The organism is Limosilactobacillus sp. (assembly GCF_022482365.1).
GTDB lineage: Bacteria > Bacillota > Bacilli > Lactobacillales > Lactobacillaceae > Limosilactobacillus.
In genome coordinates, this window is the sequence record NZ_JAKVPE010000001.1 from 822607 (window position 1) to 845361 (window position 22755).

At 53.6% G+C, this 22755-nt stretch carries 11 protein-coding genes; 4 read left to right on the forward strand and 7 right to left on the reverse strand.

Annotation, left to right across the window (positions count from 1 at the left end; all coding sequences use genetic code 11):
* Positions 1–68 precede the first annotated feature (68 nt).
* Complete coding sequence (locus LKE23_RS04015) at positions 69–2414, reverse strand: peptidoglycan amidohydrolase family protein (RefSeq protein WP_291978180.1); 2346 nt, start codon at positions 2412–2414, stop codon at positions 69–71.
* Positions 2415–2691: 277 nt separating this feature from the next.
* Here LKE23_RS04015 and LKE23_RS04020 point away from each other — a divergent pair, with 277 nt between their 5' ends.
* Positions 2692–3522 carry a hypothetical protein gene (locus tag LKE23_RS04020; protein WP_291978181.1) on the forward strand — a complete coding sequence of 277 codons (831 nt, stop codon included), beginning with the start codon at positions 2692–2694 and terminating at the stop codon, positions 3520–3522.
* Between the two features lie 111 nt (positions 3523–3633).
* Positions 3634–5247 (forward strand): hypothetical protein, encoded by a 1614-nt coding sequence (locus LKE23_RS04025; protein WP_291978182.1) that lies wholly within the window; start codon positions 3634–3636, stop codon positions 5245–5247.
* 193 nt (positions 5248–5440) lie between these two features.
* Here the strand turns inward: LKE23_RS04025 and LKE23_RS04030 are convergent, their stop codons facing one another.
* Positions 5441–6571, reverse strand: a complete 1131-nt coding sequence (locus LKE23_RS04030; RefSeq protein ID WP_291976173.1) for an IS30 family transposase — start codon at positions 6569–6571, stop codon at positions 5441–5443.
* A 124-nt stretch (positions 6572–6695) separates the two neighbouring features.
* Between LKE23_RS04030 and LKE23_RS04035 the strand changes: the two genes are divergently transcribed.
* Complete coding sequence (locus LKE23_RS04035; protein WP_291978183.1) at positions 6696–9125, forward strand: hypothetical protein; 2430 nt, start codon at positions 6696–6698, stop codon at positions 9123–9125.
* 70 nt (positions 9126–9195) lie between these two features.
* Here LKE23_RS04035 and LKE23_RS04040 read toward each other — a convergent pair whose 3' ends face one another.
* Positions 9196–10776 carry a peptide chain release factor 3 gene (locus LKE23_RS04040; protein WP_291978184.1) on the reverse strand — a complete coding sequence of 527 codons (1581 nt, stop codon included), beginning with the start codon at positions 10774–10776 and terminating at the stop codon, positions 9196–9198.
* A gap of 184 nt (positions 10777–10960) precedes the next feature.
* On the opposite strand from LKE23_RS04040, the gene LKE23_RS04045 reads away from it, so the two are divergent.
* Positions 10961–12322: an LCP family protein gene (locus LKE23_RS04045; RefSeq protein WP_291978185.1), complete on the forward strand. Its 1362-nt coding sequence runs from the start codon at positions 10961–10963 to the stop codon at positions 12320–12322.
* Between the two features lie 120 nt (positions 12323–12442).
* Here the strand turns inward: LKE23_RS04045 and LKE23_RS04050 are convergent, their stop codons facing one another.
* From LKE23_RS04050 to LKE23_RS04065, 4 genes are all read right to left on the reverse strand, one after another.
* Positions 12443–12736 carry a hypothetical protein gene (locus LKE23_RS04050; protein WP_291978186.1) on the reverse strand — a complete coding sequence of 98 codons (294 nt, stop codon included), beginning with the start codon at positions 12734–12736 and terminating at the stop codon, positions 12443–12445.
* Positions 12737–12795: 59 nt separating this feature from the next.
* A complete protein-coding gene (locus tag LKE23_RS04055; protein WP_291978187.1) occupies positions 12796–16722 on the reverse strand; it encodes a glycosyl hydrolase 53 family protein in 3927 nt (1308 codons plus the stop codon).
* A 134-nt stretch (positions 16723–16856) separates the two neighbouring features.
* Positions 16857–20969 (reverse strand): glycoside hydrolase family 70 protein, encoded by a 4113-nt coding sequence (locus tag LKE23_RS04060; protein WP_291978188.1) that lies wholly within the window; start codon positions 20967–20969, stop codon positions 16857–16859.
* 145 nt (positions 20970–21114) lie between these two features.
* Positions 21115–22368 carry a glucosaminidase domain-containing protein gene (locus LKE23_RS04065; RefSeq protein ID WP_291978189.1) on the reverse strand — a complete coding sequence of 418 codons (1254 nt, stop codon included), beginning with the start codon at positions 22366–22368 and terminating at the stop codon, positions 21115–21117.
* Between the last annotated feature and the right edge of the window lie 387 nt (positions 22369–22755).

The window sequence follows — 22755 nt, forward strand, 5'->3', positions numbered from 1 at the left end:
CCACTCTCGCGACAAATATCTTTATATTAATGATTATAATAGACATTTGTGTCTTTATAAAGCTTTATTTAAGCCCAGTAGAAGTTTGGCCGGTAGACCATCTGGTAAGGACAGTCATCCTGCTGCCAGTACCACTGGTAGTTGAATTCCTGAACCGCCATGTTCGGGTTACCGTGGCCCCATGGTGCTTGATCACCGTAGTAGGCGTTGGTTGAAATACACATTGGGTCGCTGCCACCAGTTGAAACTACCGAAACGTGGCCGGCGCCACCAGCAGAGTGTCCTGGGTTCCCCCAGATGACGATGTCCCCGTAGCGAACGTCCTGAACGCCACGGCCAGAGCCAGCAACGTAGTAACCGTTGGACAGGAGATAATTGCCAAGGGTCTCAGTCGAGTAAATCATCGATGGCCGGGAACCACCGGCAGACCAAACGGCCATCGTCATCGAACCGGAACAGTCGGCGGTCCCGTCACGACCGGTCCGTGAGCCGTAGAGGGAGTAGGTCAGCTTGCCTTCCCGGTCCAGGAACCAGTTAATGACCCGCTGACTGAAGCCGACGAAGCCACCCCAGCTCTGCAGAGTTACCTTGTGGCCGTCGATCCAGTGCGTCCCGGTGTACATGTAGGCATTGACAGGATCGAAGTAGTACCAGTTGTGACCAATGAAGCCCCAGCCGCGGTCGGCCCAGGCATTGTCAGGATCGAAGTAGTACCAGTTGTTGTTGATCTTCTGCCAACCGGTCAGTGCCCAGGCGTTAGTATCGTCAAAGTAGTACCAGTTGCCGGCGGCCGTCTTGTACCAGCCGGTCCGGGCACTGCCGTTGTCATTGAAGCAGTACCAGCGACCATTAATCTTCTGCCAGCCAGTCTGCATGGCGGCATTGTCACCGAAGTAGTACCAGCTATTAGCATACTTGTACCAGTAATCGTGGGCAAAGGTGTTAGCCGCCCGGTTGAAGAAGTACCAAGTATTGCCGATCTGGTTGAAGCCGTCCGCCAGATCAGTGGTGATCATGTCGCCACTTGCCTGGTCAAACGTGTAGGTCTTGCCGTTAAGGATTACCTGACTCTGCCGGCTGCCGTTCGTTTGGTCAAAGTACTGGAGCAGGCTGGTCGCTGGGTTAAATACCAGGCCCTTCTCCTGCTTGCCGGACGTTGGGTCAAAGGCGTAGTAGTAGTCACCGATCTTCGTGATGCCGGTCGCCATCTGGGCCGTCTCCGGATCGAGGTAGTACTCGCTGCCGTTGATCGACTGCCAGCCTAGCGCGGCCGCACCATTGCCCTGGAAGTAGTACCAGGAACCGTCGACCTGCTGCCAACCGGTCTGCATGGCACCGTAAGTTCCGTCGTGGTTTTCATTCAGGTAGTAGGTCGTGTCACCGAGCTTTTGCACCCCGATCAGCATGGCGCCCGTCTCCGGGTTCAGGTAGTACCAGTGGCCGCCAATGTTCTGCCAGTTGGTCTCCAGCCAGGCGTTGACCGTGTCAAAGTAATACCAGGAGTCACCCAGCGTCTGCCAGCCGGTCAGGGCCCAGGCGTTATTATTGTCGAAGTAGTAACGATGGCCGTTGATCGTCGACCAGCCGGTTTGCCCCTGGCCGTCCTTTAAGAAGTAGTACCAGTGGCCATTGATATAGTGCCAGTCGTTATAAGCTGCACCATCGTCGGGGCCGCCAAAGCCGTACCACTTGCCGTTGATCTTCTGCCAGCCACTCTTCATCGCACCGTACGTGCCGTCGTGCTGGTCATTTAAGTAGTAGGTCCGGTTGTTAATCGACTGCAGCCCCGCCAGCATCTGGCCCTGGTTGGCCGGGTCGAAGTAGTACCACTGCCCGTCCAGCTTGCCCCAGCCGGTGTGGGCGGCACCGTTGCCTTCGAAGTAGTACCAGTGACCACCGACGTTTTGCCAGCCGGTCTTCATGGCGCCATAGGTACCGTCGTGTTGCTCATTCAAGTAGTATGTGGCGTTGTTGATCGTCTGCAGGCCGGTCTCCATGGCACTGCTGTCGTTGTTCATGTAATACCAATTGTTATCGATCTGCTGCCAGCCGGTGGTGTTGGTCCCGTCCTTGAAGTAGTACCAGTCGGAACCCTCGGTCTGCCAGCCGCTTGGCGTTTGGCCGTCAGCGTTCTTCCAGCTGTTGTCCGACTGGTGCGTGTAACCGTTGATGGTCGTCGGCACCGTCGACGTGGACTGCTGATCCTGCTGACTGTTCTGCTGCTGGGTGGCGGCCGTGGTCGTCTGACCGGTAGTCGTAGTCGTCGTGTTCTTGACAACTGCTACCGTGGTCGTGGCGTCATCCGCATGGGCAGCTTCGGGCGCAGCTACCGTCGTCAGGCCAATCCCCAAGGCCACGAGGCACGCCGTCAGCCACAGTTTCCCTGCTTTATACAGCTTAAAATGTGTCTTCATAAATTACTCGATCCCTTCAAAATTTATAGAATCCAACATTATAATACTAACATTGTTTAGCCGTGAATAAAGGCCTTGTCAGCGAACGGTCAAACTTTTCAGTTAGCTGAATTTGCACCGCCACGAATCAATGGTTAATAATAGGTAGCTATTTCAGACAATTGGCTAATAATATTCAATGATGTATCAACTATCTTACATCTATATTGCAAAAATGTTACAATATAAATAGAAGGAGTGGTTAAATTAGATGTTCGATAGAGGGGAGCGCTAAATCATGATTAAAGTTACAAAAAAATTATTAAACACCTCGTTAGCTTTACTATTAGCGTTAGGGCTTGGTGGCTGTGCGGCCACTAATCAGGCTTACACCCACAAGACTTCCAACGAACCAACAAGCGCAAAGACCGTTAAGCAAAGTACTGCCCAGCATAAGGCAGTGACCAAAGAGAGTAAGCAAGCAACTAAGAAGAGCGCCAAGGCGGAATCGACGAGCGCAGCCAGCGAGAGCAGCAGCGCAGCTAGTTCGACCAGCGCACCGGTAAGTTCCACGACCGCACCGAGCCAAGGCACGACGGCTAGTCAGCAGCCAGCCACGACGAATCAGGCAACTCAGGCAGCTACAACGACCACCTACCAGCAGAACAACGCTGACACCACCGCGGCAACTACTAGCCAAGCCCCGGCAGCTGCAACGACCACGCCAAAGGCAACCAGTAACCAGCAGCAGGGCGAAATCCAGCTTGGCCTTGGTGACGTTGCCGTCTGGACCGACTCCTACGGCATCACCCACCATGTCGACAGTGACGGGATGGATCGTCAGACGATCGCCGGCAGCACCCAGGTAAACTACGAAGACTGGTCTGGTTCACTGCCAGCCGACGCCCAGGTGATTCACAATGGTGACGAACAGCACGAAGAGATTCAGCTCGGCCTCGGTGACGTCGCCGTCTGGACCGACTCCTACGGCATCACCCACCACGTCGACAGCGACGGGATGGATCGTCAGACGATTGACGGCAGTTCCGAGATTCACTACGAGGATTGGTACGGATCACTGCCGACCAACGCCCAAGTTATCCACAACGAAACGTCAATTGGTAACTAAATGGTTAAGATTGGGATCATCCGTCATGGATTGGTCCCTTTTCTATGTTATTTTCCCGCTAGATGAACTAGAATGATTCTGTACAGAGGTTCAAAGAAAGGGGCTTTTTTAATGCGCAATCAGCACATCTATTCTCACAAACTTAGAAATACCTTGTTAGTTGCCGGCGCAGCACTGACACTGGGCTTCACGCTCAACACCACCGCTAACGCCGCAACTACTACCACGCAGGAGCCGGCAACCACCCAGACAACGGCCGTTAAGAGCACCGCAACGAGCAGTGCCAGTCAAGCAACGTCATCCGCAGCAAGCAGTGCCGCAGCAACGAGCTCGGCCGCTTCCAGCAGCGCGGCAACCAGCACGGCCAACACCAGTGCCGCTTCTTCATCGGCAGCATCGACGAGCGCCGCAAGCAGTTCAGCCGCCGAGAGTGGCAGCACGAGCAGCGCCACGACGCCAAGCGAAACGCCATCCACCACTACCCTGCCGACGGGCAAGCCTGGCTGGCAGCAGGAAAATGACAGCTGGTACTACTTCAATGAAGACGGAACCGCAACTACCGGCTGGAAGAAGATCAACCAGTGGTACTACTTCGACACGACTAATGGTCAGATGCAGACCGGCCTGAAGGAAATCAACGGCCACTACTACTACCTGAATACCCAGCACGACGGCACTTACGGGGCCATGCAGAATGGCTGGCAAAAGATTGATGGCCAGTGGTACGGCTTTGGTGGTGCGAATGACGGTGCGGCTTACACCGGCTGGCACAAGATCAACAGCCGCTGGTACTACTTCCAAGAAAACGGGAAGGCCCAGACCGGCTGGTTCCAAACTACTGCTCAGAACTGGTACTACTTCGATACCCAAAACGCCTGGGCACTGACCGGCTGGCAAAAGATTAACGGCAACTGGTACTACTTCGATGCCCAAAACGCTTGGGCACTCAAGGGCTGGCAGAAGCTCAACAACAACTGGTACTACTTCGACACCACCAACACCTGGGCCGACACCGGTTGGCAAAAGATTAACAACCGCTGGTACTACTTCGATACCCAAAACGCCTGGGCACTCAAGGGTTGGCAGAAGATTAACGGCAACTGGTACTACTTCGATCCAACCAATGCCTGGGCACTGACCGGTTGGCAGACCATCAACGGCACCCGCTACTACTTTGACCCGACGAACGCCTGGGCCGTAACTGGTTGGGAAAAGATCAATGGTTCCTGGTACTACTTCGATGCCAATAACCACGTCGTCACCGGCTGGAAGACCATCAACGGTCACCGCTACTGCTTCAACTGGACGACCGGTGAAGCCATGACCGGTTGGCACCAGCTTGGCGGCTACTGGTACTACTTTGACCCAACCAATGCTTGGGCACTGACGGGGCTTCAGGAAATTAACGGCAACATCTACTACTTTGACCCTGGCTACGACAGCGCAGCTCAAGGCTGGCGGTGGCTGAACAAGCAGTGGTACTACTTCGACCCAACCAACGCCTGGGCAAGTCGGGAAACCTCGGCTGAACAGGAAAACGGCTGGCAGAAGATCAACGGCAACTGGTACTACTTCAACGCCAAGGGCCAGGCCGTTACCGGTTGGAAGCAGTTCAAGAACGGTGATTGGTACTACTTCAACCCGCAAACTGCCGCAATGGTAACTGGCAGCCAAAAGATTAACGGCAAGACTTACAACTTCTCTAACAGCGGTAAGCTGCTGTAATGAAATTTAATAAACAATCAAGAGCGGACAGTCGCGTACAGATGACGAATGCCCGCTCTTTTTGCTTCTCTATAACTATTAATTATTGGCGGAATGGGTTAGAATTAAGGGTATAATCTAATTTTTGACTAGTAACCAATAAGGAGATTATTTTTAATGACCCTAAATTTCAAGAATAAGTTAGCCACTGGACTCAAATAAATAATACTGACCAATTGATTATTGGTTGATGGAGCTGTGATATCTCTTGGTAGAAGGCCTTACGATAGATATCCATTGACGAATGTCCATTAAACATAGCTCGTGGATAGTGATTCATCCAATCATTAGTCGCTATGATCTGAGCACTACTATAGTTATTTATAGCTTCACCTTTGGTAATCTCCTTGCGGAGAAACCGGTTATTGATCTCATTGGATCCACGTTCCCAAGGGGAATACGGATCAGCATAGAAAACATGATCGTGAACTTGTGTTAACTCACTAAATTCTGAACCGTTGTCAGAGGTTATTGTCTTAAAAATGCGATAGTAAGCATCTGTGCCCATTTTCTGGCGCAAATTTATAAAGAACTGATTTACTGCATGCGCAGTTTTACCAGCAATTTTACTCGTGATATTAACTCGTGAAAGGCGATCAGTCATTACTAGTACAACACTGTCATTACCGTTTTTCTGTCCCTGAACTGTATCCAGTTCCCAATGGCCAATTTCGGACCGTTGGTCCGCAGTTTGAGGTCGTTGAGCAATATTAGGCCCTAAGCACCTTTTAGCTTGCGGATGAGTTTGATGATGCTTACGTTTAGGTTTTTCAAAGAGGTCTAAATTGGACGTACGAAGCACACCCTCATTAATCCATTGATATAAAGTTACAACCGACTTTGGGATCAGGGTGCCATCATTCATTAAATCTCGAGCCTTATAAATAACCGCTTGTGGGGAGTAATGGTGGTCGTCAAACTCACCAAGCATTAGCTGATCAGCTAATCGTAAAAATTGCTTTGAAGAATAATATAAGCGACGACGACCAGAATGGCGGTGATGTTCAAGATATGTGGCCTGACCAGCTTCATAACTATAGATGTAGTAAGAATATTCGTAAATCTTACCATTAGATTTTTGACGACGAAGTTGGCGGACCGTACCACGGTTGAGCTCGTTATTAATTGTTTGATGATTAACTCCTAATTGGCGACCAATTGCGCGATTGGAAAGTCCTTGCGACTTTAAAGTCGCAATCATCACACGTTCTTCTTTAGTAAGATGAGCATTCTTTTTATGAGTAGTCAATAAAATAGTAGACATGGTATCATTTAAGTGCGTCATTTGACGGACATCCTTTCATATAGGTTTGGTTCACTTAATATGATACCTGATGTCACGCCGAATGGCGTTTTTTATTTACCACCAACTGGGTGGCTAACTTCATTCTATAATCTACCTATTTTTAATGACTAATAAACATATCTATTCGCACAAAATTAAAAATTGTGTCCTCTTAGCCGGCGCCGCCCTCGCCTTTGGCGTCTTCGCTAACACGAATAATCAGGTCCACGCCGACACGACTGTCCAGGCAACGACCGTCAACCAGACGAGTGCCCAAAGCAGCGCCCTGGCCGGCAGCCTCAATTCGGCCGCAGCCAGCACGGTTGAAGTAAAGGCCGCTACCAGCATCGCCCCGGTCGAGGCAATCAAGAGCGCCCAGACACCGACTGCCGCCTCCGCCGCGGCCAGCGAGGCAATTAACAGCCAGACGGCCGCAATCAATTCCGAATACCAGAAGAAGATCAGTGACCAGAAGTCTGCCAACGCCGCTGCCGAAAAGAAGCTTGCTTCAGATAACTCCGCGGCTTACAACTCGGCTTCAACGGCAATCGCCAATCACGATTACAGCTCCCTACCGACGATCTCCTCTGCCGTATCCAGCGCCGCTACCAAGCGTGACGACGCAATCAAGGCGGCCAGCGAGGCAAAGACCAAGGCCGACTCAGAGGCGAACAGCAGCTACAATACGGTTGCCAGTGCCGCAAACAAGGCAGCAGATGATCTGAAGAGTGCTCAAGCAAACGAAAAGAGCGCCCAAAGCACGGCTGCTGCGGACAGTACTGCTGCTAGCAGCGCAAAGTCTGCCGCTGCCAAGGCGGCAGATGACCTGAAGAAGGCCAGTGAAGCAGCCAGCACTGCTTCCGCTGCCGTTGTGACAAACAGCACTGCCTTGGCCACTGCCAACACGGCTGCTAGTGACGCTAAAGAGGGTTATGCCAGCGCTTCAACCGCAGTTACTGAAGCACAGGCGGCATACGATGCAGCCAGTGCTGCCGCTAAGAATTTGGCCAGCGACGCAACTCCTGAGGCTCAAGCTTCTGCTTCTAATGCTGTAACCGAGACTGCAAAAAAGCTGTCTACGGCTAAGGCAAATGCTTCCTCAGCTAAATCTGCAGTTGACCAAACCGAAGCGGCGCTTACAGAAGCACAAACCAACTCAGATAACGCGGAAGCCGCATTTCAAAAGGCACAAAAAGATCTTAAGAACGCTACCGCTGACAATAAAAAGGCACAAGACGCTGTCGCTCCAGCCAACAAACAAGCACAGAAGTCCCAAGATGCCTTAGAGAAGGCGCAGGAGGCTACCAAGAAGGCCCAGGCGGCCAACGATCAGGCGGTCAAGGACCAGCAGGCCGCCAAGAAAAAGCTTGACAAGGCCCTGGCTGATAACGAAAAGGCCTATAACGATAAGGAGCAAGAGGCTCGCAACCAGTACGATATCGACCTCATCGGTACCAATCCAGGTGCTTACCTCACCGAACTGCAGAAGGAACAGCAAGAAGCCTACAACAAGCTGGTTGCCGACGACAATAAGAAGGTATCTGACCTGCAGACTGAACAGACCAACGCCATCAAGACGATGACGGAAGCCATCAACCAGCAGCGGGACGACCGGATCAAGGAACTCGGCGTTCACCCTGACCTGCCAACTGGCACCAAGAACACCTGGAAGCAGGATGGCGACAACTGGTACTACTTCGGTGATAATGGCGTTGCCGTAACCGGCTGGAACAAAATTGGCAACCAATGGTTCTACTTTGCTTCATACACTGGTGCTATGGAGTCCGGCTTCCAAACCATCGATAACAAGACATACTATCTGAACCCGAACCACGATGGTTCATTCGGTGCCATGAAGACTGGTTGGCAAAAGATCGACGGTAATTGGTACGGCTTCGGTGGAGACGGTGCCGCGTATACCGACTGGCACTTCATCAATGGTCGTTGGTACTACTTCCAGAAGGATGGCAAAGCGCAAACCGGCTGGTTCAAGTCACAGGCAGGCAACTGGTACTATTTCGACACCACCAATGCCTGGGCACTGACCGGTTGGCAACATATCAACAACAACTGGTACTACTTCGACCCAACTAATGCTTGGGCACTCAAGGGCTGGTTCAAGACGGCCGCCGGCAACTGGTACTACTTTGACCCAGATAACGCCTGGGCACTCAAGGGCTGGCAGCAGATCAACGGTCGCTGGTACTACTTTGACTGGAACAATTGCTGGGCAATCACCGGCTGGCAATACATTAACCACCACTGGTACCACTTTGACCCAGCAAATGCCTGGGCCGACACCGGTTGGCACATGTTCAACGGTCGCTGGTACTACTTCGACCCACAAAACGCTTGGGCCGATACCGGTTGGCTGCAGGTCAATGGCCACTGGTACTACTTCGACCTGAACAACGCCTGGGCAATCACCGGCTGGCAATACACCTCCAACGGTGGTTGGTACTACTTCGACCCGACGAACGCCTGGGCCGTAACCGGCTGGCACAAGATCAACGGTAAATGGTACCAATTCGACGGTAACGGTCGGATGATCTAACCATAATTTTCTAAACAAAAGAAGCAGGATTTCGCAATTGAAATCCTGCTTCTTTGTTGTTTTAAATGGTTTACAATTTCGCCGTCAACTTTACATCCGGGTACTTCTGCTTGAACCAGTTCTCAGCAAACTGGTTTTCAAACAGGAAGAGTGGCTGGTCGTGAATGTCCTTTACCAGGATGTTACGGGATGAGGACATCTTCTCATCCAGCTGTTCGGGATCGATCCACCGTGCCGTCTTGTGGCCCATCGGCTCCATGATGACGTCCGAGTTGTACTCGTTCTTCATCCGGAACTTGAAGACTTCAAACTGCAACTGACCGACCGCCCCGAGGATGTAGTCGTTCGTCGTGTAGGACCGGTAGAGCTGCACAGCCCCCTCTTGAACCAGCTGGTTAATCCCCTTGTGGAAGGACTTCTGCTTCATGACGTTCTTGGCGGAAACGCGGACGAAGAGCTCCGGCGTGAATTGCGGCAGCTTCTCGAACTGCACGGCTTGCTTGCCGGTGTAAATCGAGTCGCCAATCTGGAAGTTCCCGGTGTCGTAGAGTCCGATGATGTCCCCGGCCACGGCTGTCTCGACATTCTCACGAGTATCGGCCATGAATTCCGTCACGTTCGACAGGCGCAGCGGCTTCTGCGTCCGCGCCAGGGTGACGTCCATCCCCCGGTCAAACTCGCCGGAACAAATCCGCACGAAGGCGATTCGGTCCCGGTGCCGCGGGTTCATGTTGGCCTGAATTTTGAAGACGAAGCCGGAGAATTCTGGATCCAGCGGCTTAACGGTCTGACCGTCCTCGGTCTTGTGGTCGCCCGGTGCCGGTGCGAACTGGAGATAGTTCTCCAGGAAGGTCCGGACCCCGAAGTTCGTCAGGGCCGAGCCGAAGAAGACCGGCGTCTGGTCACCACTGGCGATCTTGTCCCGATCCAGCTGGTTGCCGGCCACTTCGACCAGTTCCATCCCGTCCAGGGCATCCTGCCACTCGCCATCACCGGCCAATGGGTTCTCCCCCTCGACGTCCCCGTCGTCATTCAGCGGCAGGTAGGGATTATCCGGATCAGCCGGGTGGGTCAGGGCAACCCGGTGGTTAAAGCGGTCGTAGATCCCCTTGAACTGGTGGCCGGAACCGATCGGCCAGTTCATCGGGTAGGTCTCGATGCCCAGCACGTCCTCGACCTCGTTCAGGAGATCCAGGGGTTCGCGGGCGTCCCGGTCGAACTTGTTCATGAAGGTGAAGATCGGAATGCCCCGCATCTTACAGATCTGGAAGAGCTTCTTGGTCTGAGGCTCGATCCCCTTGGCGGAGTCGATCACCATCACCGCGGAGTCGACGGCCATCAGGGTCCGGTAGGTGTCTTCGGAGAAATCCTCGTGCCCCGGGGTGTCCAGGATGTTGATCCGCTTGCCCTGGAAGTCGAACTGCATGACGGAAGAAGTAACGGAGATTCCCCGCTTCTTTTCGATTTCCATCCAGTCGGACTTGGCGAAGTTCCCGGTCTTCCGTGCCTTGACGGTTCCGGCTTCCCGGACGACGCCCCCGAAGAGGAGGAGCTGTTCGGTGATCGTGGTCTTCCCGGCGTCAGGGTGGGAAATGATGGCGAAGGTCCGCCGCTTATTAACTGCTTCAGCTAATTCTTTAGTTGATTTCATCGATAAAATCCTTTCATATTATTTCGCGCAATATCCTTACTATATTAATATAATTTTCCGCCAAAGTCTAACTTTCCAAATTCTTACGGAAAGGTTAAACTATATGATGTTACGTTGAATTGTACTAGCAATTTTTGCTATATTAGTAGAGTGTTAGAATTTTTTGGTCGAGGTATTAATCTTTATGGATAACAACAATCATCGCGAATCACGCGAAGAATACCGGAAACGGATGGAGGAGCGGATTCGTAAACAGGTTAACGAAAACCGCCAGCAAGAAGAGGCCGAGGAGCAGCCACAGCCGCGCCATTTTAGACCACGCCGCAATGGCCGCCGTCAGCCGAACAATGATTACGATCGTCCAGTCAAGCATCACTACCAGATGCCGAAATGGATGAAGGCACTGATCTGGTTCTTGATTATCATCGTGGCTCTGGGGGGCTTCTATGAGTATCACAAGATCCACTCCGCCACGAACAAGATGTTTGCCAACGGAAACGGGCAGATCAGCAAGAAGCTGCAAAAGGGTGAGCCTGTCTCCGTCCTGGCGATGGGGACCGACGTCGGCGCTCTGAACCGGGGGAACAAGGGTGGAAACACCGACTCGATGGAGCTCTTCACCATCAACCCGAAGAAGAAGACGATCACGATGACCAGTATCCCACGGGACATCCTGGTCCGGGTCAACACCAAGGAGGGTCCGGACTACGTCAAGCTGAACGCCGCTTACTCGATCGGCGGTCCAAAACAGTCGGTCAAGCAGGTCAAGGAGTTGCTGGGCGTCCCGATTGACTACTACGCGGTCATCAACATGGGTGTCCTCGAGAAGGTCGTTAATTCCGTCGGCGGGGTCACTGTTGACAACCCGTTCGCCTTCACCTACGAAGGGCACCACTTCAAGAAGGGTAAGCAGCACCTGAACGGCGCCAACGCCCTGAAGTACTCGCGGATGCGGTATGAAGACCCGAACAACGACTACGGTCGGCAAAAGCGGCAGCAACAGATCCTGACGAGCGTCATTGAGAAGTTCAAGAGCTCCGGTTCCATCGCCGCCGCCAACAAGATCCTTGATGCCGTCGGTGACGGGGTCAAGACCAACATCCCGATTGACGACATCGCCACCCTCTACGGTAACTACCACGGGGCAATGGAAAACATCAAGACCTACCACTTCCAGGGTCAGGACGCTACGATCGACGGCGTTTCCTTCCAGATCGCCAGTCCAAAGGAAATCAACCGGGTTTCCAAGCTGATCCGCAAGCAACTCGGTCTGAAGCCGAAGAAGATCGTCAACCACGAAACCAAGATGTACAAGTCACAGCCAAACTACGATGGCTACAATAACACCGACTTCATCCTGCCGGGTGGCGCTTCTTACAACGACCCGGGCAGCGGTAACGGCAGCGACTATGTAACCGGTGGTCGGACTTCCTCATCGAAGTCCTCATCCACGAGAAGCTCACGGCGGTCGTCCAGCAGCTACGGTGGTGTCTCGTCATCGTACGGCTATGGCTACGGCAGCACCGGTGCCTACTCGATGTACTAAATACTGATAAGACTAAATCATCTCCGCTTGGGGATGATTTTTTATTTCCGAATACCAAAAAAGAGCCGGAGAACGATGAACCAATATTCATCGTTCTCCGGCTCTTTGCTTTAAGCCTTATTATTTATTTGGATCGATCCACTTCAGGGAAGCTGAGTAGGTCAGGTTGATTGGATCACCATACTTGGCGCCCTGGTTAGCCGCCTGGACGTCCTTAGTGGTCAGCCAGTACTCGTAGTGGTACTGGTTGCCATCTGCCATGGTGTAGACCTTAGAGCCAACCAGCGGACCAGTAACCCCCGGCAGGGCATTGGTCAGATTCTGGAAGGCCTGGGCACTGATGGCCGTGCCCTTCTCACCGGTCAGAATGTCCTTGACGGCTTTCTGAACCGTGGCCAGCTCATCAGCAGGCATGTCGTCATTGGCCTTGAGCGGATCATCGATGGTAACCCCATCGAGTCCCCAGGTCTCACTTAACTTGACGTTGACGTGGCCAGCTGGTCTTCGGACGGGTTGGCAACCAGTACTGCCCGGTAGTGGGCCCGCAGAGAGGTGCCGTAGGTTGCGCCCTGGTTGAGGGCCAGGAAGTTGGCCAGCTTGTCGCTTGCGCTGTCGCCGTCCAGCCAGTATTCGTAGTGGTACTGGTTGACCTGAGCATCGGTGTAGGTCGCGCTCTTCAGGCCATCCTGCAGCTCGTGGAAGAGCGCCGTCAGTGAGGACTGACTGATGGTCGTCCCGGCGATCCCGTTCAGGTATTCCCGACCGCTCTTGCTCAGGACGCTGAAGAAGTCGACGTCGTCACCAATCTTCACTGGATTAAGAACCTGGACACCATTATTGTCGATCGACGTTACCACGGCACGGAATTCGGAGGTGGTATTAGCCGGTGACTCGTAGCCGTTCAGGAAGCCGTTGTACATCTTCAGTGACTGCAGCGGGTGTCCCTGGTCATCGAAGAAGGCGTTGTTGTCCCATGAGGAACCACCGGATGCCGGCTTGCCTTCCCACATGATCTTGCTGTCTGGGTAGTAGCCACGGGAGTTGATGGAGGCCCAACCGGTCCCCTCAACGTCACCCATCAGGCGGTTGTATTCCCAGTTGTCCCAACCGGCCTTGGCAGGAATCCAGCTTGGCTCCCAGTAGAAGACCCCGAGACCGTTATCGTTGCTCAGCACGGCCTTGTAGGCGTCGGCGAGCTCATCGACCTGTCCCTGAGGGCTAACTTCGTACAGGTTGCTTGGCACGGAACTAATGTTGTTCGGCGTTCCGTCGGAGTTCTGGAGCGTGAACGGCCAGCCGGTTTCGGCAATCATAAACTTCTTGCCGTACTTGTCCTTGACCATCTTTTCGATCTTGGCAACGTTCGTCGGGTTATTGGTCCCGGTCCCCCAGAATGGGTAGTAGGACGAAGCCAGGATATCGTAGTCGACGTTGTTCGTCTTCAGAGTGTTCATGATGGAGTCGTATTTATTGTATTCTGGCGTTTCGATGTGAATGGCCAGCTGAGTGCTTGGACTTGCTTCACGGAAGCCCCGGGAGATTGACCGCAGGTAGCCGGTCAGCCGTGCGGAGTCGGTTGGGTTGTCCCAAACGCCCCAGTAGCGAATACCGAGCATCCCGGCCGTGATCTCGTTCCCCATCTGAGCCATGTCGACGGTGACACCGGCCTTGGTGAAGTCGTTGGCGATCTTCTTGGTGTAGAGGTAGAGTTCCTCGTTCAGGTCGGTATCGCTCAGGTTCTTCCATTGCTTTGGCAGCAATTGAACACCCGGGTCAGCCCAGAAGTCGGAGTAGTGAAGGGCCAGCAGCACCTTCATGTTGTACTTCTTGGCTTGACGGGCCATCTCTAAGACGTTGGCCTCGTCATCGTTACCCCCACCATAGGTCAGGCCTTGGGCGTTGTAAGGGTCCACCCACATCCGCAGCCGGACGTAGTTGACACCCGCGTCGGAGAGCACCTTCAGCAGGTCGGCCGGCTGACCATTGAAGTCGTAGAACTGCACGCCGTTTTGAACCAGTGCCAGGTAGCTGGACAGGTCGACACCCCGGATGGTGTCCTGCTTCATTCCATCGATTGGCTCAACCTTGACGGTCTCATAGCGGGAGCCGGATTCTGTCCCCTTCTGGTAGGCCAGTTCGATCTCGGTAGAGGACTTAAGGCTTGCCGGGGTCTCATTGACGGCCGGGGTCGCGGTCCCCTGCTCCTCGCCGTAAACCAGGGTGGCCGTGTAGTTGACCTTCAGCTGGTCGCCGTACTTAGCGCCCTTGTTCAGGGTCAGGAAGTTGTTCAGCTTGTCATCGGCATTCTGCCCGGCCAGCCAGAATTGGTAGTGGTAGGCATCGTTGCCGTTGTAGTAGTTCTTGGTCCCTGCGATTGCCGCGGTGTTGCCCGGCAGGCCGGCAAAGATCGTCTTCAAGACGTCCTGACTGATCTCGGTGCCCTCTTCACCCTTCAGCAGGGCTGGACTCAGTTTGCTCAGGACTTCGCCGAGGTCCGCGCTGCTCAGCGTGGTCCCCTTCTCCAGGCCATTCTGAACGTCGGCGGTAACCCCGCTGTTCTTGTAAACATCCGAGATGACGCCGCTGATGGTTGAGGTGGCATCATGCAGTGCCGAAGCACCCGGCCGGAAGAGCAGCATGGCGAAGCGGTTATTGGTCGTGTCGTAGCCGACACCCAGGACGGTGTTGGTCAGATCGCCGGACGGCAGACTGTTGACGAAATTCTGGGTCAGGCTGTTGACGTTCAGGTTGTCCAGGGTGGTGTTGATCACGCTCGAAGCCACGACTTCCCCGTTCAGGAGATCGTTTTGCTTCAGCAGCGATTCGATCACCGTCTTGTCGTTGTCCATATCGCCCTGGGCCAGGAGCTGGGCGTTGTCATGCAGTGCCAGTTCCTGGTAGTCATGATCCTGACTCGTCCAGTCGTAGAGAATGGTGTTGTTGCGCTGCTGGTTGACCAGGGTGGCGATCTTCTGGGCAATCCCTTCCCGGATCGTCCGTTCGGCGTTTGGAATCAGCCCATCGGCGTCCGCGTGGAGGGTCAGGCCGTTGAGGTCAACGTCCTGGCCGGTTGCCGGGTGACCATTCTTGTCCAGGTAGGCCAGGTTGCCGTTGATCCACTGCCAGCCGGTTGCCTCTACCCAGGCGTTCGAGTCGTTGAAGTGGTACCAGTTGCCATCGATCTTCTGCCAGCCCGGATCGGCGGCCTTACCGTTCTGATCGAAGTAGTACCAGGCGTTGTTAACCTTATGCCAACCACCGGTCAGGGCCCAGGCGTTGGTTGGGTCAAAGTAGTACCACTTGCCGGAATGGGTCTGCAGCCAGCCCTTATGTGCCCAGACGTTGGTTGGATCGAAGTAGTACCAGTGATTGTTGATGTACTGCCAATCCTTCAGGGCCCAGGCATTCTGGTTATCAAAGTAGTACCAGTTGTCATTGATGTGCTGCCAACCGGTCAGGGCCCAGGCATTCTGGTTGTCGAAGTAGTACCAGTTGTTATTGATGTGCTGCCAACCGGTGTCGGCCCAGGTATTCTCGGGATCGAAGTGGTACCAATTGTTGTTGATCTTTTGCCAGTTCTTCAGGGCCCAGGCGTTCTGGTTGTCAAAGTAGTACCAACGACCGGCGCCGGACTTATACCAGCCGGTCTGTGCCCAGGCGTTTTGTGGGTCGAAGTAGTACCAATTGTTGTTGATGTGCTGCCAGTCGGTTACGGCGTGGCCATTCTGTTCAAAGTAGTACCAGCGGTTGTTGATGTAGTGCCAGCCGGTGTAGGCCGCACCATCACTGGCACCGCCAAAGCCGTACCACTGGCCGTTGATCTGCTGCCAGCCGGTCAGCATGGCCCCGAAGCTACCGTTGTGGTTTGGGTTCAAGTAGTAGTACTTGTTATTGATGGGCTGCAGTCCCGACTGCATCTGGCCGTTAGTCGGGTCGAAGTAGTACCAACTGCCCAGCTGCTGCCAACCGGTGCTGGCCGTTCCCTGGGCGTTGAAGTAATACCAGTTGCCATTCTGCTGGCTCCAGCCTGGCCGTCCCGTCGGCAGGCTGACCTGGTTTACGTCGGCGGCCAGCTTCATGGTTGTGGTGGCAGTCGCCTCGTCGGTTGACTTCGTCGAATTTGAAGTCGTTTGTGAGTCCGCACTCTTACTGTCGCTAGTAGAAGCAGCCGTCTGCTCGGTTGAACTGGTCTCCTGAGCAGCTTGGCTATTCCCCTGCGTGGTGGCGTCCTTATCAGTCGTCACCGTCTGAGCAACAGTGCTCTCCTGAGTTACCGCCGGCGTTGCGTCATCAGCGGATGCAACGCCTGCAAGGCCGGCTACAACGGCAACGGTGGCGATTGCCGCCACACACCATTGTTTACCAGCCTTATATAACTTGTAGTGTTTCTTAACAGACATAGTAACCTCCAAAATAATTCGTAACACTATCCTTGATAACATACCCATTATACACCTGTCAAGGGCAAGTAAAACGATTACAGAAAAAGCGGCGCCAGGCTGAAAACTTGGCGTCGCTTCCTTAATTCTTAAGTTTACAGTGATTGATTAGCGTAGTAGTCGAGCGAGGAGATTGCTTCCGGCAGGTAGGTGGTGTATGCCTGGTTGCCGTTGCCATTCAGGTAGGCGTAGTCGCCATTCGCCAGCTTGACTGCTAAGCCGATCCCAAGGTTCTGCAGTGAGGTCCCGTTCTGGTACTTCGCTGACCATTCCGTGATCCGGGTGTTCGGATCCGGTGCCACCCCGGTCGAGGCTGCCTTGGTCGTGAAGAGGTCTGGGTACTTGGCCTTCAGTTCGGCCAGGTACTTCCCACCGTATTCCTTCTGGCCTTCGCCACCACCACGGGTGTAAGCGAAGTAGATCTTGTTAGCGAAGGTCTGGCCATCGACATTCATCTGGTGACCACTCGAGTTGACCCGGGTAACCGTGACGGCTTCCTGACTGCTGAAACCGATCATCTGATTCATAACCAGGTCCTCCTGAACCTTCAGTCCGGCCTTGTGGAGGGCGGCGATCGCATCGCTCAGCTCCTGGCCGCTACCGTACTTGGTTGGGTTGCTGGTCGTCCCCAGGGTGTAGCGGTCGGTCATCGAGTAGCCTTCGTGGTAACGGCTCATGCCAAACGGCGTGTAGGCAGGAGCCATCCAGAAGTCGGTGATGCCAAGGTCACTAAAGAGGTTGGCATTCTGGGCGATGATGTTGTAGGCGTGATTTACCTGCGAGGTTGGTTCCGGCTGGTAGAGGCTGAAGTCCTCGTAGATCATGTGGGAATCAAGGGCCGCGTTGGATTCGAAGTACTTGTCCTTGTTAGCCGCGGTCGTGGATGCAGCAGTTGCGGCGCTCTGGGTCCCGTCAATGACTGGTGCCCAGACACTCAGGTATCCACTGACGTATGGGTTGCTGAAGCCCTGGACGCGGACGTGAAGGATCCCGTCGGCGTCAGTCATCAGGACGGCCGGGTTCAATGAGCCGGTGCCGTCGTAGGTCAAGCCCTGCGTGGACGTGTCCATGATGTTTTGATACTGCTGGTTGGCGTGGGCCTTCCCCATGTTGATGGCAACCGTCTGCTCGGTCATCGACGGGTCGTTACCGACGAGGACGGCCAGGCCAGTGGTCCGACTCAGCGGATCGTTCCCCAGACTGTTGGCATCCTTGACGCCCTTCCCGTAACGAACGCTCGCCAGGAGGCCGTCGTTCAGCTTGGTCATCGTTTGACCACCGCTGACGTAGGTCTTCCGTGCCTTCATCAGAGTCGTGATGGCGTCGTAGTACATCGACTTGGTCTGCATGTACTGGTCGGTCTCATCGTAAAGGTCACCGTAGTAAACCTGTGGGACGGTGTCCTTGTTGGTCAGGAGCACTGCGTATTGAGCCGGCACGTTGTACTGAGCGTAGAGCTTGTTCGTCCGAGCCTGGTCGGCATAGAATTCTTTCCAAGCCTGCTCAGCGTACTCGGCCTTGTAGCCGTTAGCCATGATATCAGGAATACCAGGATGATCGTTCATGATGATCCAGTTGATCAGGTTCTTCCGCTGGTCATGGTTAGTAACGAAGGACCAGTTTGGCGTTGCCTCGTTCTCCGTAGTGTCGTTGGCCCGGTTGACCACGCTGTTGGTGATCAGGTTGGCCACGCTGTCCCGGCCATTGAGTCTGCCGAGGACGTTCTGGAGGGTGTTGAAGTAGGTAGCATCCATGAAGAGCTCAGAGTTATTCTTCTTGTTGAGCATCGTGGAGGCACTGCCGTGGTAGCCTTCGTTGTAGAGCAGGTGGTCATTGGCGTTCTGCGGGTTGCCCTTGGTGTGGTAGAGGTCGTTGACCAGCTGAGCTACCTGGTCGAGCACGTCGGCATCGGTGTTGTCGGCCGCGTCGATCCGGAAGCCGTCGAAGTTGCCATCGGCATTGTAACCCATCAGGTTCCCGTAGTTCAGCAGGAAGTACTCCCAGTTCAGGTTCTCAGCCTGGACGACCGGGTTGGAGTTGTCGATGTCGTTACCGACTAACAGCTCCGGACTCTCGTTGCTGGTGCTCGAACCGGTCTGGTTGTTGATGGTCCGGTTGATCAGACGGTAGTTGCTGTCAGCATAGCTGGTGTCACCAGCCGCCTGGTTCCGGGAATTGTTGTTGACGAAGAGCAGCTGGTCGTTATCAGTCGTCCCGTCCACGGTCGGCTGGAAGCCCTTGCTGTAAACAACGGACAGTTCAGAAGCAGCGGACAGTTCCGGCACGGTGGCCATGAAGCCGTTGACGTCGTTGGCCAGCTGGCCGGTGCTCTTGTTGGCAGCGATATGCTGCTCGATGACGTAGCGCAGGTTCTGGGCAGCGTCGTTAAGCGTCTTGGTGTCGGTATCCTTGGTCAGCTTGGCAACGCTGTCCTTGGTCAGGCCGTAGTCGGCGCTCTCGTAGCCGTGGTTGACGAAGTACTTGATGAATTGGGCTTGAACGTCCTTGCTTGGCCAGACGTACATCAGCATCGGCCGCCAGTCACCAGCGCCAGTCTTGTACCAGGTCTTGCCATCCTGGCTGGTCCCGTATGGACGGTACCAACCCGTGTAACTGAGGTAGCCGTCGATATTGTTGATGGAGTTGGTGTCGAGGCTGTAAGCGACGTTCTCCCAGGTGCCGGAGTCCAGCGTCTTAACGACTGAATTATCAGCTGCCTTGTAGATCACAAACTTGCCATTTTCGATCTTGGCGTAGGTCTCGGACATCCGACCATAGTCATCGAAGTAGTAGGACTTGCCGTCGATCTGCTGGTGACCGGTCAAGGCCCAGGCGTTCGTCGGGTCGAAGTAGTACTGGTGACCATCAAGGGTCTGCCAGCCGGTCAGCGCCCAAGCGTTGGTTGGGTCGAAGTAGTAGGTATGGTTGTTGATCCGCTGGAAACCACTCAGTGCCCAGACATTTTCTTCGTCGAAGTAGTACCAGTGATTGTTGATTTGTTGCCAACCGGTCTGGGCCTTGCCGTTCTGATCGAAGTAGTACCAGTGACCGTTGAGCTGCAGCCAACCAGTCTGGGCCCAGGCGTTCTCCGGATCGAAGTAGTACCAGTTGCCGGACTGGGTCCGCAGCCAGCCCTTCTGTGCCCAGACGTTCACTGGGTCGAAGTAGTACCAGTTGTTATTGATCCGTTGCCAACCCTTGAGTGCCCACGCATTCTGGTTGTCGAAGTAGTACCAGTTATTGTTGATGCGCTGCCAACCGGTCAGCGCCCAGGCATTCTCCGGATCGAAGTAGTACCAATTACCATCCGCGGTATTCAGCCACCCCTTCTGTGCCCAGACGTTTACCGGGTCGAAGTAGTACCAGTTGTTGTTGATCCGTTGCCAGCCCTTGAGTGCCCACGCATTCTGGCTATCAAAGTAATACCAGTTATTGTTGATCCGTTGCCAACCAGTCTGGGCCCAGGCGTTCGTCGGGTCGAAGTAGTACCAGTTGTTGTTAACCTGCTGCCAGCCGGTGTCGGCCTGGCCGGTCTGTTGGAAGTAGTACCAGCGACCGTTAATCTTGTGCCAGCCGGTCAGGGCCGCACCGTCGTTGGCACCGCCGAAGCCGTACCACTGGCCGTCAATCTGTTGCCAGCCGGTCAGCATGGCGCCAAAGGTCCCGTCGTGGTTCGGGTTCAGATAGTAGTAGCGACTGTTGATCGACTTCAGTCCCGACTGCATTTGGCCGTTGCTTGGATCAAAGTAGTACCAGTGGCCAAGCTGCTTCCAGCCGGTAACGGCATTCCCCTGGTTATTGAAATAGTACCAGCTGCCAGCCTGCTGGCCCCAACCCGGGGTACCGGTCGGCAGGCTAGTCTTTGCGGCGTCCCGCATGGTTGCGGTGGCCGATTGAACCGTTGCCTGGTCAGTCAGTTGAGCAGCTGCAGTGCTGCCAGTCGTGTTCGTGGACTGCGTGTCGGCCGTGGCGGTAGCATCATCCTTCGTAGCCTGGGTAGTCGTAGTGGCATCATCAGTAGTCCTCTGACTCTGAGAATCAGTGGTGGTGACGAGAGTCGAGTTAGCGGCCCCCGTGCTGGTCGTGTCATCCGCAGAAACCGTTCCCTGAAGAGCGAGCATCCCGCCGGTCATGGCGATGGTGGCAATTGCCGCCACGCACCATTGTTTACCAGCTTTATAGAGCTTATAGTGCTTTTTTAGTGACATAGTAATCCTCCCAATAATTTTCACATTACAGTTCCAGTATTACATAGTTTATAACTTTGTCAATCTTTTTCGAAAGCGCTTTAGTAAAATGCAGTAAAAAAATCGCACTGGCTGAAGCCAATGCGATTTTTTTACTGCATTTTAATTAAATTTCACGATCCCAGGAATCCAGGCCATACGTCTGAATGACGTTGTTAAGGCTGGTCGTGTAGGTTGGGGCCGTAGCATAACCATCGAGCCGGATCTTGTAGGTAACGTCCTTGTAATTCCGGTCCCACAGCAGGTTGTGGTAACGAGAATTCTGGGCCAGGAAGCGACCGTGGTCAACCACGCTCTCGTAGTTGGATGGGTAGCGACGGAAGGCGGCGTTGATGTAATAGTAGCCGCCATTACCGTACTCAGCGGTCCGCATTGTGATTGACTGACCGTTGTAGCTACCTTTGATCCCGAAGAGGTTGTGCCCTTCGGTGGCCAGCTTGGATTGGCCCCAAGCACTTTCCAAGATGGCTTGGGCGGCGGTCAGCGATGGCAGAACCCCGTACTGCTTCCAACCGTCTAGGGCCGCCTGCTTAATGCTGGCGAGGAAGGCCGAGTGACCAGTCAGCTGACTGGTCTTACCGCTGGCGTCTGCCCAGTAGCTGTTGTAACCGTCACTGAAGGACTCGTTAGCGGCCATGGCACAGGAACTCTTGAAGTAGTACCAGGTACCGTTGATCTTCTGCCAGCCCTTCTCGGCCCAAGCATTATTGTTGTCAAAGTAGTACCAAACACCGTTGATCTTTTGCCAACCGGTATCGGCCCAGGCGTTGTTGTTGTCGAAGTAGAACCAGTTACCAGCACCGGACCGGTACCAGCCCTTGTTTGCCCAAGTGTTAGTTGGGTCGAAGTAGTACCAACGGTTGTTGATCTTTTGCCAGTCTTTTTCTGCCCAAGCATTCTGGTTGTCGAAGTAGTACCAGTTGCCAGCAGAGGACTTGAACCAGCCCTTATCGGCCCAGGCATTGTTGTTATCAAAGTAATACCAGTTGCCAGCATTAGATTGGTACCAGCCTTTATTAGCCCAAGCATTAGTTGTATCAAAATGGAACCAATTACCAGCATTAGACTGGTACCAGCCAGTCTTGGCACTACCATCATCATTAAGATAGAACCAATTTTGCGCTGGCGACTGATACCAACCAGTATCAGCAGCACCGTTATCATTGAAATGGTACCATTGATTGTTGATGTTTTGCCAACCAGTCTGGACAGCGCCATCCTGATCGGGACTCAGATAATAGGTCGAACCATCAATGTTTTGTAAACCGGTCTCTTTCTGGCCGTTATTGTAGTAATACTTATTATTGTTGTTGCTTTGCCAGCCATTCTGGGTCTGACTAGTAGAATTATTATCAGCCACTGTAACGGATGAACCACCGCTAGTTAAGCCATCGTCAGCATTCGCAACACTGCCACCAAAGGTAACCCCGGCGGCTAATGCTAGAAGAGTTAATAATTTAAAATGGATATTTTTATTTTTACCCTGATTGCTCAAAATCGTTAATTCCTCCCTATTAAAGTTAATAACAGAACTTTAATATCCATTAAATAGTATAAAAAATAGCAGGCCCGACCTCAAGTCATCCTGCTATTTGTAATTGAATTGTTAAGTTGGCGTAATCAAGCTCATCATGTTAGATTATGTCGTACAAGATTTGATAAAGATTTCGACCCAGATTTACACTTTAAAGTGCAGTGCCATCATAAATTAACAAACATCCTATGAAGGCATCACACATAATATTGC